This is a genomic window from Bacillus cereus group sp. RP29 (genome assembly GCF_040459765.1).
GTDB lineage: Bacteria > Bacillota > Bacilli > Bacillales > Bacillaceae_G > Bacillus_A > Bacillus_A paranthracis.
Genome location: NZ_JARVHN010000001.1, coordinates 1,662,944 through 1,676,562 on the forward strand (window position 1 = coordinate 1,662,944; position 13,619 = coordinate 1,676,562).

A 13,619-nucleotide genomic window follows, 5' to 3' on the forward strand; every position below is an offset into this window, starting at 1 on the left:
TAGCTTACTTCATTTTCGGTAATACTAGAGGTAGAATATTGTGATATACTATCCATTTACATAGAAGAATTGAATACTTTAAATTGAGAGGGGTACTTAAATGAGTCAAGAAAAGCAAGTCTTCTCGATAGATTTAGCTGGTCGCCAGCTAACAGTTGAAACAGGTCAGCTTGCAAAGCAAGCGAACGGAGCAGTATTAGTAAGATATGGCGATACAGCGGTTCTATCTACAGCAACTGCATCAAAAGAAGCAAAAAATGTAGATTTCTTCCCACTTACAGTAAACTATGAAGAGCGTTTATATGCAGTCGGAAAAATTCCTGGCGGTTTCATTAAACGTGAAGGTCGTCCAAGTGAAAAAGCAATTTTGGCAAGTCGTTTAATCGACCGTCCAATTCGTCCACTTTTCGCAGATGGATTCCGTAACGAAGTACAAGTTGTCAGCATCGTAATGAGTGTTGATCAAGATTGTTCTTCTGAAATGGCAGCTATGCTTGGTTCTTCATTAGCGTTATCGATTTCAGACATTCCATTTGAAGGTCCGATCGCGGGTGCAACAGTTGGTCGTATTAACGGTGAATTCGTTATCAACCCAACAGTAGAACAGCAAGAACAAAGTGATATTCACCTTGTTGTAGCTGGTACGAAAGATGCAATTAACATGGTTGAAGCAGGAGCAGATCAAGTGCCTGAGGAAACAATGTTAGAAGCAATTATGTTTGGTCATGACGAAATTAAACGTCTAATTGCATTCCAAGAAGAGATTGTACAAGCTGTAGGTAAAGAGAAATCAGAAGTGAAACTTTATGAAGTTGACGCTGATCTTAACCAAGCTGTACGTGAAATGGCTGAGAAGGATATGCATTCTGCAATTCAAGTACATGAGAAACATGCACGTGAAGATGCAATTAACGAAGTGAAAAAGCGTGTAATTGAGCATTACGAAGCGCAAGAAGCTGATGCTGATACATTAGGACAAGTAAATGAGATTTTATATAAAATTGTAAAAGAAGAAGTACGTCGTCTTATTACAGTTGAGAAAATCCGCCCAGATGGCCGTAAAGGTGACGAAATCCGTCCATTAGCATCAGAGGTTGGCATTTTATCTCGTACACATGGTTCTGGTTTATTCACACGTGGACAAACACAAGCATTAAGTATTTGTACATTAGGCGCATTAGGCGATGTGCAAATTTTAGATGGCCTTGGTGTAGAAGAATCAAAACGCTTTATGCACCATTACAATTTCCCATCATTTAGTGTTGGTGAAACAAGACCAATGCGTGGACCAGGTCGTCGTGAAATTGGTCACGGTGCACTAGGAGAACGTGCTCTTGAGCCTGTAATTCCGTCTGAAAAAGATTTCCCATACACAGTACGTCTTGTATCTGAAGTATTAGAATCAAATGGTTCTACTTCACAAGCGAGTATTTGTGGTAGTACTTTAGCAATGATGGATGCTGGTGTTCCACTTAAAGCTCCAGTTGCAGGTATTGCAATGGGTCTAGTTAAATCAGGTGAGCATTACACAATTTTAACTGATATTCAAGGTATGGAAGATCATTTAGGTGATATGGACTTTAAAGTAGCAGGTACAGCACACGGTGTAACTGCACTACAAATGGACATTAAAATCGATGGTCTATCTCGTGAAATTTTAGAAGAGGCATTACAACAAGCGAAAGTTGGTCGTATGCACATTCTAGATCATATGTTATCTGTAATTGCAGAGCCACGCACTGAATTATCAGCGTACGCTCCAAAGATTATTACAATGACAATTAACCCGGATAAAATCCGTGACGTTATCGGACCAAGCGGTAAACAAATCAATAAAATTATTGAAGAAACTGACGTTAAAATTGACATCGAGCAAGATGGTACAGTATTCATTTCTTCAATAAATCAAGAAATGAACGATAAAGCTAAGAAAATTATCGAGGATATCGTTCGCGAAGTACAAGTAGGTGAAATCTACGAAGGAAAAGTGAAACGTGTTGAGAAATTCGGTGCTTTCGTTGAATTATTCAGCGGTAAAGATGGATTAGTTCACATTTCTGAACTTGCACTTGAGCGTGTAGGTAAAGTAGAAGACGTTGTGAAAATCGGTGATGTAATTACAGTTAAAGTTATCGAGATTGACAAGCAAGGTCGCGTGAATTTATCTAGAAAAGTATTGCTAAAAGAAGAGCAAGAAAAAGAAGCTGCTAAAGAAGAAAACAAACAAGAGCAGCAATAAGCAAAAGCCAGTTTAACTGGCTTTTTTTGTTATGTAAAAATATGATTTGCATATATTTTTATGTCAGTATAGGTATAGTTTTCATTATAACGCTCAAATTAACAAAGATAAGAAGAAAAATGGTTTTTTATATAGTTAATGGGAGGGTTTATATGAAAACTCGTATATTGGCATACATATGTATATTCTTTTTATATGTCAGTGCAGGTTCTTATTCTGTTTTTGCACAGGATCACTTATATGAAGAAATTCAAAAGCATGCAAAACAATATGAGATTGCACCGCAAAATGCGATGATTGATAAGATATGGAAAGCAACACCAGGATATAATGGAAGACAAGTTGATATGGAAGCATCCTATAACAATATGAAGAAATTAAAGCAGTTTGATCAAAAACATCTTGAATTCAAGGAAGTATCACCGAGTGTCCACTTAGAAGATTTATCACCAGCACCAATTTATAGAGGTCATCCGGATAAAAAGATGGTCGGGTTAACAATAAATGTGGCATGGGGAAATGAATATTTGCCTCGTATATTAGAAATATTGAAAAAGCATGATGTGAAGGCGACTTTCTTTTTAGAAGGACGTTGGGTGAAAGAAAATTTACGATTTGCAAAAATGATTGTCGATGCAAATCAAGAAGTTGGAAATCATTCTTACACACACCCTAATATGAAAACGTTATCGTCTGATGAAATAAGAGATCAGTTACAAAAAACAAATCGAATGATCGAAGCAGCTACGAATCAAAAGGTAAGATGGTTTGCACCGCCGAGTGGAAGTTTTCGGGATGAAGTCGTGAAAATTGCAGATGATTTTCAAATGGGAACGATTATGTGGACTGTTGATACAATTGATTGGAAGCGACCTGAGCCAGGTGTACTATTGCAGAGAGTAATGAGAAAAATACATCCAGGTGCTATCGTATTAATGCATCCTACTTCGTCCACAACAGAAGCATTAGATACAATGATTACAAAATTGAAGGAACAAGGATATAAAGTAGGGAATATAACAGAATTACTGGATGAAAAACGTGTAGATTAAATACATTTGCATGACATTCATCCTTAAACTTGTTATCATTAAATAATAGCACTTATTTAGAGAAACTGGCAGTAGGAGGAAAGTTTTTGATTAAAAAATATACTTGTAAAAATGGTGTAAGAATAGTTATGGAGAATATACCAACTGTAAGATCGGTTGCGATTGGTATTTGGATCCATGCAGGATCAAGAAATGAAAATGAAAAAAATAACGGGATTTCTCACTTTTTAGAGCATATGTTCTTTAAAGGAACAGAAACACGTAGTGCACGTGAAATTGCAGAATCATTTGATAGCATTGGTGGGCAAGTGAATGCTTTTACTTCAAAAGAATACACTTGTTACTATGCAAAAGTGCTAGATGAGCATGCTAAATATGCTTTAGATGTATTAGCAGATATGTTCTTTAATTCAACATTTGATGAAGAAGAACTGAAAAAAGAGAAGAATGTCGTATGTGAAGAAATTAAAATGTACGAAGATGCTCCAGATGATATTGTGCATGATATGTTAACGAAAGCAACATATGAAACGCATCCGCTTGGATATCCTATTTTAGGAACAGAAGAAACGCTTAATACGTTTACAGGTGATACGCTACGTCAATATATTAAGGATCATTACACACCTGAAAATGTAGTTGTATCAATTGCAGGAAATATTGATGAAGCCTTTTTACAAACAGTAGAGCAATATTTCGGTAGTTATGAAGGAACGACAAACCGTGAACAAGTACATAGCCCAATTTTCCATTTTAATAAGGTAGCACGTAAAAAGGAAACAGAACAAGCTCATTTATGTTTAGGATATAAAGGCTTACAAATGGGACACGAAGATATTTATAACTTAATTGTATTAAATAACGTTTTAGGCGGTAGTATGAGTAGCCGTTTATTCCAAGAAGTACGTGAGCAACGCGGGTTAGCTTACTCAGTATTCTCTTACCATTCTTCTTATGAAGATACAGGTATGTTAACGCTGTATGGTGGAACAGGTAGCCAACAATTGGATACACTGTATGAAACAATGCAAGAAACATTAGAAACATTGAAAAATACAGGTATTACAGAAAAAGAGCTTATGAATAGTAAAGAGCAATTAAAAGGAAACTTAATGTTAAGTTTAGAAAGTACGAATAGTCGTATGAGCCGTAATGGTAAAAATGAATTGCTACTTCGTAAGCACCGTTCACTTGATGAGATTATTGAAAGTGTAAACACGGTAACAAAAGAAAATGTAGATGAGTTAATTCGTAACATGTTTACAGATGAATTTTCTGCAGCATTAATTAGTCCAGATGGAAAACTTCCAAAAGGAATAAAACTGTAATTACTATATATGATTTAAAAATAACCGTATCTCTTTTAAATGAGATACGGTTATTTTTTGTGGGTATATAGAATAGGTACTAATTATGGATAACTTAAATGAATAATTTGGGTAGGGGGAGAGAGTATGCGATTAAGTGAACTAAGTGGGAAAGAAATTGTTAATTTAGAAAGAGCAGAAAAAATGGGGGTTTTAGGTTATGTGGATTTAGAGGTTGATGAGAAGGATGGACAAATACAGGCTCTTATTATACCTGCTGGGAAATGGGGAGGTTTCAAAAAGGAACCACAAGAAATAAGAGTAGCATGGAGGCAAATTAAAAAAGTGGGGCATGATATGATTCTTTGTGATATTACAGATCGTTCAAATTCGAAGTGAAAGATGGCCATTTTGGTCATCTTTTTTTGTTCATTTTACTCAGAGCAAAATCCAACAGAATATCTTTCCTATGCCGAATTTTGAGGTAGGGCCTTCCTACATACAAATAGCGGGATACATGATAGGTGCTTTTTGTTTTTCAATCACCTAAAACTCGTACATTACATATGATGTGGAGGAAAAAGAAAAAGTAGGCACTTTTCTTATAAATGACAGAAAAAGAAGGTGAATTAGGGAATGTTGACTGAGATGCATATTGCTGTCATAGGAGGAGATGCAAGACAGCTAGAAGTAATTCGCAAGCTCGTTGAATTGGATGCGAAACTTTCATTGATAGGGTTTGATCAGTTAGACCATGGCTTCACAGGGGCAGCAAAAGAAAGTATACAAAATTTAGATTTCACTTCTTTAGATGCAATTATTTTGCCAGTTGCAGGTACAAATGCCAAGGGAGAAGTAGATACTATTTTTTCAAATGAAAAAGTTTCTATAACGAAAGAACAAATTGAAAATACACCAGAACATTTTACTATATATTCAGGTATTGGTACGCCTTACTTGGAAAATCTCGTATCTACTACAAACCGTAAACTAATTAAATTATTTGATCGTGATGATGTGGCAATCTACAATTCTATACCAACTGTAGAAGGTACATTAATGATGGTAATTCAACATACCGACTATACAATTCATGGTTCTAATGTAATGGTTTTAGGATTTGGTAGAACAGGGATGAGCGTTGCCAGAGCATTTCAATCATTAGGAGCCCATGTCAAAGTTGGAGCAAGACGATCGGAACATATTGCACGTATTACAGAAATGATGTTTTCTCCTTTTCATATGCAGAACATTGAGAAAGAAGTAGGGGATATCGATATTGTCATTAATACAATTCCGCATCTCGTTGTGACAGCGAATGTCATTTCAAAAATGCCGGCTCATACGTTAGTAATTGATTTAGCTTCTAAACCAGGCGGTACCGACTTTAGATATGCAGAAAAAAGAGGAGTCAAAGCGTTGTTAGCACCTGGATTACCAGGTATTGTTGCTCCAAAAACAGCAGGACAAATTTTAGCGAACGTTCTTTCTCAGTTATTAGCAGAAGATGTAATCGCAAGAAAGGAGAATGGGGAATGAATTTAAAAGGGAAAAGAATAGGGTTTGGTTTTACGGGTTCACATTGTACGTACGAAGAAGTAATGCCTCATTTAGAAAAGTTAATTGCTGAGGGAGCTGAAGTGCGTCCAGTTGTTTCTTACACTGTTCAATCAACAAATACGAGATTTGGCGAAGGGGCAGAATGGATTAAAAAGATTGAAGAAGTAACAGGTTTTAAAGCGATTAATTCAATCGTTGGCGCAGAACCACTTGGACCTAAAATCCCATTAGATTGTATGGTAATTGCTCCTTTAACAGGAAATTCTATGAGTAAATTTGCGAATGCAATGACAGACTCTCCAGTACTAATGGCAGCAAAAGCGACGCTAAGAAATGGCAAGCCTGTCGTATTAGCCGTTTCGACGAATGATGCTTTAGGGCTTAATGGAGTAAATCTCATGCGCCTAATGGCCACAAAAAACATCTACTTCGTCCCATTCGGTCAAGACGCACCAGAGAAAAAACCGAACTCAATGGTAGCACGCATGGAGCTGCTTGAAGATACAGTATTAGAAGCACTGCAAGGGAAGCAATTGCAACCGGTTGTCGTAGAAAAATTCAGATATATGAATTAAAAAACGAAAAAAAACGGACAATTTTTGATGAAACCATCATTCTTACTGTAGAATATGATAAAATTAACGTTATTAAGATTAGAAGGGGTATTCTATACTCCTTCTCATTCTAAGTTATAGAAGGATTGGTATCTAGAAAGGGGCATAGTGATGGAAAAGCAAAAAACTTTTCATGTCGCTGTAGTTGGAGCAACCGGCGCAGTTGGTGAACAAATGTTAAATACTTTAGAGAAACGAGAATTTCCAATCGGGAAGTTAACGTTACTTTCATCTAAACGATCTGCAGGTAAGAAACTTGTATTTAAAGGCGAAGAATTTACAGTTCAAGAGGCAACTCCTGAAAGTTTTGAAGGAGTAGATATCGCACTATTTAGTGCTGGTGGATCTGTATCAAAACAATTAGCGCCAGAAGCAGCAAAGCGCGGTGCGATTGTTGTTGATAATACAAGTGCATTCCGTATGACAGAAAACGTGCCACTTGTTGTACCTGAAGTAAATGAAAACGACTTAAAAGAACATAACGGTATTATTGCAAATCCAAACTGTTCTACAATTCAAATGGTAGTAGCTCTTGAGCCAGTTCGTCAGCAATATGGTTTAAAACGAGTAATCGTTTCCACATATCAAGCTGTATCAGGTGCTGGTGCGGCAGCGATTGAAGAACTTCATGAACAATCACAAGCAATCTTAAATGGTGAAGAAGTGAAGGCGAATGTTTTACCTGTATCAGGTGATAAGAAACATTTCCCAATTGCTTTCAACGCGATTCCACAGATTGATAAGTTCCAAGATAATGGATTTACATTTGAAGAAATGAAAATGATTAATGAAACGAAAAAAATTATGCATATGCCAGAGCTAGAAGTAGCGGCAACATGTGTACGTTTACCAGTTGTATCAGGTCACTCTGAGTCTGTTTACATTGAAGTAGAAAAAGAGGGCGTAACAGTAGAGGAATTAAAGAACTTACTTGCAAATGCGGAAGGTATCGTTCTGCAAGATAACCCAGAAGAGCAATTATATCCAATGCCAGCTACTGCAGTAGGTAAAAACGAAGTATTCGTTGGAAGAATCCGTAAAGATTTAAATAACGATAAAGGATTCCATCTTTGGGTCGTATCTGATAACTTATTAAAAGGCGCTGCATGGAATTCTGTTCAAATTGCAGAGCGCTTAGTAAAATTACAATTAGTGTAAACGGCTAAGAGAAGGTGCAAAATATGAAAATTATTGTTCAAAAATTTGGTGGCACATCTGTACGTGATGAAAATGGACGTAAGCATGCGCTTCATCATATAAAAAAATCGCTAGATGCGGGTTATAAAGTAGTGACTGTCGTATCTGCTATGGGTCGTAAAGGTGAACCATATGCAACTGATACGTTGTTAAGTCTTGTAAATCAAGAGGAATCTCACATTTCTAATCGTGAGCAAGATTTATTATTATCATGCGGAGAATTAATCTCAGCAATCGTTTTCTCTAACATGTTAAATGAGAACGGTATAAAAGCGGCGGCATTAAATGGTGCACAAGCTGGTTTTGTAACAAATGATGATTTTACAAATGCTAAGATTATTGAAATGAATTGTGATCGTATACACGAAGAGCTAGAAAATGTAGATGTAATCGTTGTGACAGGATTCCAAGGACAAACGAAAAAAGGTGATACGACAACACTTGGACGCGGAGGTAGTGATACTTCAGCTTCAGCTTTAGGTGTTGCGCTTCATGCTGAATATATCGATATCTTCACAGATGTAGAAGGTGTGATGACTGCGGATCCTCGCATTGTAAAAGATGCACGTCATCTTCAAACTGTAACGTATAACGAAATTTGTAACATGGCATACCAAGGTGCAAAAGTCGTTCATCCACGTGCAGTTGAAATTGCGATGCATGCAAAAGTACCGCTTCGTGTACGTTCTACGTACTCTGATAGTGAAGGTACGCTTATTTCAGCATCTGACGGCGCTACAAAAGGCCGTGATGTAGAAGAACGTCCTGTTACAGGTATTGCACATGTATCAAATGTGACGCAAATTAAAGTACTTGCAAAAGAAACAGCATATGATTTGCAGCAGCATGTGTTTAAAGAAATGGCGAATGAAGGAATCAGTGTCGATTTAATTAACATTTCACCTACTGGGGTAGCTTATACGGTGAGTGATAATGTATCAAATCGTGCAGTTGAACTATTACAAAACCTTGGATATGAGCCAATTGTGACAGAGCATTGTGCGAAAGTATCTATTGTAGGAGCTGGAATGGCAGGATACCCAGGGGTTACTGCGAAAATCGTTACAGCTTTAGCTGAAAAAGGTATTCAAATTCTGCAATCAGCAGATAGTCATACAACTATTTGGGTTCTTGTAAAAGAAACTGATTTAGTGGAGGCTGTAAATGCATTACATAGTGCGTTTGAGCTTTCAAAAGAAAAGCAACTGGAACAATAAGGAGTGAGACCATGATAGATTTTGGGACAATTGCAACCGCGATGGTAACACCGTTTGATATAAACGGCAATATCGATTTTGCAAAGACAACGAAATTGGTAAATTATTTAATTGATAACGGTACAACAGCAATCGTGGTAGGAGGAACGACAGGAGAATCTCCTACATTAACTTCAGAAGAAAAAGTAGCGTTATATCGCCATGTCGTATCTGTTGTCGATAAAAGGGTGCCCGTAATCGCTGGAACAGGTAGTAATAATACGCATGCTTCTATTGACTTAACAAAAAAGGCAACAGAGGTTGGTGTTGATGCAGTAATGCTAGTAGCACCGTATTATAACAAACCGAGTCAAGAAGGAATGTATCAGCACTTTAAAGCAATTGCTGAAAGCACGCCGCTTCCGGTTATGCTATATAACGTTCCAGGACGATCTATTGTACAAATCTCCGTTGATACAGTTGTTCGTTTATCAGAAATAGAAAACATTGTTGCGATTAAAGATGCAGGCGGCGATGTGTTAACAATGACAGAAATCATTGAAAAAACAGCGGACGACTTTGCAGTATACAGCGGTGATGACGGTTTAACGCTACCAGCTATGGCAGTTGGAGCGAAAGGTATCGTTTCTGTAGCATCTCATGTTATCGGAAATGAAATGCAAGAAATGATTGCAGCGTTCCAAGCAGGTGAATTTAAGAAGGCGCAAAAATTACATCAATTACTTGTAAGAGTAACGGATTCATTATTTATGGCGCCAAGTCCAACACCAGTAAAAACAGCGTTACAAATGGTTGGATTAGATGTAGGTTCTGTACGTTTACCACTTCTTCCATTAACAGAAGAAGAAAGAGTAACGTTACAATCTGTTATGCAATCTATCCCTCGTTAATAAAAAATGACCTAGTATAGAACTAGGTCATTTTTTATTTGTATGAAAGTCTTTCCCTCTCTTTTCTTATCTTGCCTATATATGTTTTTATAAGATCATTAACTGGTTTTTCATTATATATTGCAACATGTAAAAGAAAATAATCTTAACCCTTTAAAGGAATTAAAAAGTCATAGTTATTTATAGAATGAACGCTTATATAAACGTAATAAAGTACCAATTCTATTTTTGAGAGTAATTACTTCAAATATGACGTAATTCATAAAAAAACTCCATTTTATAAGTATTTTTGTTCAATTCTAGAAAAATAAGTCTTTAAAATCTATATTATGAAATAAATTTAGAGTATTTATAGCTATTTCTTTAAAACGATATGGGGTACGAAATCGGAGTAAATATAAAGGACATCAGTTCGATAAGTTTGTTGGGAATGCGTTCTTTTCCTTTTTCTTTCGCACGATTTAACTTGTGTTCTATTTCTTGTATCAGGTATAATATGGCTAAGTAGCTTAGTACGGGTATGCTTAGCAAAATTGGTAAAAATTATAATTTGATTACATTTTCATATCATATCGAATAAGATATTTGATTTATATAATGAAAGAGAGGTGAAACCTGGTTTAAAAAATAAACAAGGACATGATATCGCATAACGGTAAGGACATTCGTCTTGGACGGTGAATATATGGTGGTTGTAGAGTTTCCCCTGGTGTCTCTGCAATTTTAGTGAAATCAGTGTTTGAAAGATTTTTAAACCAGGCAACAACATGAAGAGAAAAGAGAATGAGTCTGTTAAAGTATTTGCTCTTGGTGGAGTAGGTGAAATCGGGAAAAACATGTACTGTGTTGAAATTGATTCTGAAATCTTTATTGTAGATGCAGGGTTAATGTTCCCGGGAGATGAAATGTTTGGAATTGATATCGTTATTCCTGATATTACATATTTAGTAGAAAACCAAGAGCGAGTAAAAGGTTTATTTATTACTCACGGTCATGAAGATCATATTGGTGGCATTGTTTACGTACTTCGTAAATTATCAATTCCAGTGTATGCAACGAAATTAACGGTAGGACTTATACAAGAAAAACTTGGCGAAGCGGGTATGTTAGGCCGTGTAGATTTAAAAACAATCGATTCAAATTCAACAGTAGAGTTCAATACTACAACGGTGTCATTCTTTGGAACGACACATAGTATTCCAGATTCTGTTGGTGTTTGTTTCCATACATCAAAAGGTGCGATCGTATATACGGGAGACTTTAAATTCGATCAAACTCCAATTGGAAATAGTGGAGCAGACCTTGGGAAAATGGCTCAAATCGGAAATGAAGGCGTTCTATGCTTATTATCTGATAGTACAAATGCTGAGCGTCCAGGCTATACAGGTTCTGAAAAAGAAGTTGGTGTAGAAATTTCTAAAGTGTTCTACGGCGCAGAAGGACGTATTATCGTTGCTTCATTTGCATCGAATGTACATCGTATTCAACAAGTATTTGATGCAGCTGCTGAAACAGGACGAAAAGTAGCGGTTGTAGGACGTAGTATGGTGAAAGTGGTAGATATCGCAAGACGTCTTGGTTATTTAGATGTTCCAGAAGGTATGGTTATTTCACTACAAGAAGTAGACAATTTCCCAGAGAAAAAGGTAGCTATTTTAACGACAGGTAGCCAAGGTGAACCGATGGCAGCCCTTTCTAGAATGGCAAAGCAAGCTCATAAACAAATTTCAATTCGTAAAGGTGATACGGTTATTATCGCGGCATCTCCAATTCCAGGTAATGAAATATCTGTATCAAAAATTATTGACTTGTTATTTAGAGCGGGAGCTGAAGTTGTTTATTACGGTGAAAGAAAAGTTCACGTTTCAGGTCACGGTAGCCAAGAAGAATTAAAATTAATGTTAAATTTAATGAAACCGAAATATTTTGTACCCGTACATGGTGAGTTCCGTATGCAAAAAGCACATGCATACTTAGCTGAAGATGTAGGTATTGCAAGAGAAAATATCTTTATTGTAGAAAAAGGCGATGTAATTGCTTTTGGTGACGATGAAGCAAACTTAGTTGGCAAAGTGCAAGCTGGTAATGTGTTAATTGATGGATTAGGTGTAGGTGACGTTGGTAATATCGTTCTTCGAGATAGAAAAATGTTATCTCAAGATGGAATATTAGTAGTTGTTGTAACACTGGGTAAAGATGAAAAGAAAATTATCTCTGGTCCAGAAATCATCTCACGTGGATTTGTATATGTACGTGAATCAGAAGCGTTAATTGACCGCTCTACAGAGATTGTACGTATGATTGTTGAGCAATCAATTAAAGAATATTCAATTGAATGGTCTATGTTAAAACAAAATATTCGTGAATTATTAGGGCAGTTCTTGTACGAAGAGACGAAGAGAAAACCTATGATTTTACCGATTATTATGGAAGTATAAAAAAAATCACCTTTACGGGTGATTTTTTTTCTTTTTTCACTCTATCGAATGAAATTTATAACTTAAGAAATACTAATTATATACGAGTGAAAGGGGATGCGATATGACAGAACGTGATCGTTATACAAATGAAGAGAAAGAGGCTGAGCCGAAAGAAACCGGAAAAGAAGCTTCAATAGTGGAAAAAATTCAGCAGCTTGGACAAACGAATGTACCGCAAATGAATGAATCACGTATTCATTGTTTAACAATTGTTGGACAGGTGGAAGGTCATGTTCAGTTGCCACCGCAAAATAAAACAACAAAATATGAGCATATTATTCCGCAAATTGTTGCGATTGAACAAAATCCGAAAATTGAAGGCTTGCTTTTAGTGTTAAATACAGTTGGAGGTGACGTTGAAGCTGGGCTAGCAATTTCTGAGATGGTCGCTTCACTTTCAAAACCGACAGTATCTTTAGTTTTAGGCGGAGGGCATTCTATCGGTGTACCGATTGCCGTTTCTACAGACTATTCATTTATTGCAGAAACTGCGACGATGACAATTCATCCGATTCGTCTAACAGGTCTTGTTATAGGTGTGCCGCAAACATTTGAGTATTTAGATAAAATGCAAGAAAGAGTCATTCGCTTTGTGACGAAGCATTCGAAAGTAACGGAAGATCGTTTTAAAGAGCTTATGTTTGCGAAAGGGAATTTGACGCGAGATATTGGTACGAATGTAATTGGTGGAGATGCAGTGAAGTATGGTCTTATAGATGATGTCGGTGGTATCGGAAATGCGATTCGAAAATTAAACGAATTAATAGATAATCGCGCGGATGATCATGTAGAAGGGACAATGTTACAATGATTTTATATACAATTATGCCAGAGCAACTCGTGTATCCAGCCGATTATTCGCAATGTGAAAGTCAAAAAGTCGTAAATATAAATGGTGTTGAATTAATGGTTTCAGAGGAAGAACATGGGTATTATTCTATTGTACGCGTGTTAAGTACGGATCCGCTTCACTACTTAGAGTTTGAGCCGGGACAGAAAATAACCTTTTAGCAAAAAGAAGGATTTTGTTTAGAAGCTATGGTATAATATAAAAAACAAGACG

General features: G+C 36.5%; 12 protein-coding genes. All 12 read left to right on the forward strand.

Going from position 1 to position 13,619, the window contains the following annotated elements; genetic code table 11:
* Positions 1-100 precede the first annotated feature (100 nt).
* The 12 genes from pnp to QCI47_RS08935 all read left to right on the forward strand — a co-directional run bounded on the left by pnp (position 101) and on the right by QCI47_RS08935 (position 13,567).
* Positions 101-2,239: a polyribonucleotide nucleotidyltransferase gene (pnp, locus tag QCI47_RS08880; protein WP_353811751.1), complete on the forward strand. Its 2,139-nt coding sequence runs from the start codon at positions 101-103 to the stop codon at positions 2,237-2,239.
* A gap of 152 nt (positions 2,240-2,391) precedes the next feature.
* Complete coding sequence (locus tag QCI47_RS08885; protein ID WP_000857421.1) at positions 2,392-3,291, forward strand: polysaccharide deacetylase family protein; 900 nt, start codon at positions 2,392-2,394, stop codon at positions 3,289-3,291.
* 86 nt (positions 3,292-3,377) lie between these two features.
* Entirely contained in the window at positions 3,378-4,619 is a 1,242-nt protein-coding gene (locus QCI47_RS08890; RefSeq protein ID WP_000592994.1) for a M16 family metallopeptidase, read from the forward strand.
* A gap of 126 nt (positions 4,620-4,745) precedes the next feature.
* Positions 4,746-4,997, forward strand: coding sequence for a YlmC/YmxH family sporulation protein (locus QCI47_RS08895; RefSeq protein WP_001239753.1), 252 nt, complete (start codon positions 4,746-4,748; stop codon positions 4,995-4,997).
* A gap of 237 nt (positions 4,998-5,234) precedes the next feature.
* A complete protein-coding gene (gene dpaA, locus QCI47_RS08900; RefSeq protein ID WP_000954725.1) occupies positions 5,235-6,137 on the forward strand; it encodes a dipicolinic acid synthetase subunit A in 903 nt (300 codons plus the stop codon).
* On the forward strand, positions 6,134-6,733 hold the full coding sequence (gene dpaB, locus QCI47_RS08905) for a dipicolinate synthase subunit B (RefSeq protein ID WP_001049480.1): 600 nt from the start codon (positions 6,134-6,136) through the stop codon (positions 6,731-6,733). The genes dpaA and dpaB overlap by 4 nt, the downstream gene beginning before the upstream one ends.
* A gap of 150 nt (positions 6,734-6,883) precedes the next feature.
* The gene (gene asd / locus QCI47_RS08910) at positions 6,884-7,930 is read left to right on the forward strand and encodes an aspartate-semialdehyde dehydrogenase (protein ID WP_000414848.1); all 1,047 of its coding nucleotides are present in this window, start codon (positions 6,884-6,886) and stop codon (positions 7,928-7,930) included.
* 23 nt (positions 7,931-7,953) lie between these two features.
* Positions 7,954-9,186 carry an aspartate kinase gene (gene dapG / locus QCI47_RS08915; RefSeq protein ID WP_000692473.1) on the forward strand — a complete coding sequence of 411 codons (1,233 nt, stop codon included), beginning with the start codon at positions 7,954-7,956 and terminating at the stop codon, positions 9,184-9,186.
* An 11-nt stretch (positions 9,187-9,197) separates the two neighbouring features.
* Positions 9,198-10,076: a 4-hydroxy-tetrahydrodipicolinate synthase gene (gene dapA, locus QCI47_RS08920; protein ID WP_000564761.1), complete on the forward strand. Its 879-nt coding sequence runs from the start codon at positions 9,198-9,200 to the stop codon at positions 10,074-10,076.
* Positions 10,077-10,843: 767 nt separating this feature from the next.
* On the forward strand, positions 10,844-12,514 hold the full coding sequence (locus tag QCI47_RS08925; RefSeq protein ID WP_000823084.1) for a ribonuclease J: 1,671 nt from the start codon (positions 10,844-10,846) through the stop codon (positions 12,512-12,514).
* A gap of 103 nt (positions 12,515-12,617) precedes the next feature.
* Complete coding sequence (gene tepA, locus QCI47_RS08930; RefSeq protein ID WP_048557655.1) at positions 12,618-13,367, forward strand: translocation-enhancing protein TepA; 750 nt, start codon at positions 12,618-12,620, stop codon at positions 13,365-13,367.
* Positions 13,364-13,567, forward strand: a complete 204-nt coding sequence (locus QCI47_RS08935) for a YlzJ-like family protein (RefSeq protein ID WP_000605027.1) — start codon at positions 13,364-13,366, stop codon at positions 13,565-13,567. The genes tepA and QCI47_RS08935 overlap by 4 nt, the downstream gene beginning before the upstream one ends.
* Positions 13,568-13,619 lie beyond the last annotated feature (52 nt).

Excerpts from the sequence above, each read along its gene's own strand:
- dpaB (WP_001049480.1), top strand. The coding sequence starts at position 6,134 with ATGAATTTAAAAGGGAAAAGAATAGGGTTTGGTTTTACGGGTTCACAT.
- QCI47_RS08895 (WP_001239753.1), top strand. The coding sequence starts at position 4,746 with ATGCGATTAAGTGAACTAAGTGGGAAAGAAATTGTTAATTTAGAAAGA.
- QCI47_RS08935 (WP_000605027.1), top strand. The coding sequence starts at position 13,364 with ATGATTTTATATACAATTATGCCAGAGCAACTCGTGTATCCAGCCGAT.
- dpaA (WP_000954725.1), top strand. The coding sequence starts at position 5,235 with ATGTTGACTGAGATGCATATTGCTGTCATAGGAGGAGATGCAAGACAG.
- tepA (WP_048557655.1), top strand. The coding sequence starts at position 12,618 with ATGACAGAACGTGATCGTTATACAAATGAAGAGAAAGAGGCTGAGCCG.
- QCI47_RS08925 (WP_000823084.1), top strand. The coding sequence starts at position 10,844 with ATGAAGAGAAAAGAGAATGAGTCTGTTAAAGTATTTGCTCTTGGTGGA.
- asd (WP_000414848.1), top strand. The coding sequence starts at position 6,884 with ATGGAAAAGCAAAAAACTTTTCATGTCGCTGTAGTTGGAGCAACCGGC.
- QCI47_RS08885 (WP_000857421.1), top strand. The coding sequence starts at position 2,392 with ATGAAAACTCGTATATTGGCATACATATGTATATTCTTTTTATATGTC.
- dapG (WP_000692473.1), top strand. The coding sequence starts at position 7,954 with ATGAAAATTATTGTTCAAAAATTTGGTGGCACATCTGTACGTGATGAA.
- pnp (WP_353811751.1), top strand. The coding sequence starts at position 101 with ATGAGTCAAGAAAAGCAAGTCTTCTCGATAGATTTAGCTGGTCGCCAG.
- dapA (WP_000564761.1), top strand. The coding sequence starts at position 9,198 with ATGATAGATTTTGGGACAATTGCAACCGCGATGGTAACACCGTTTGAT.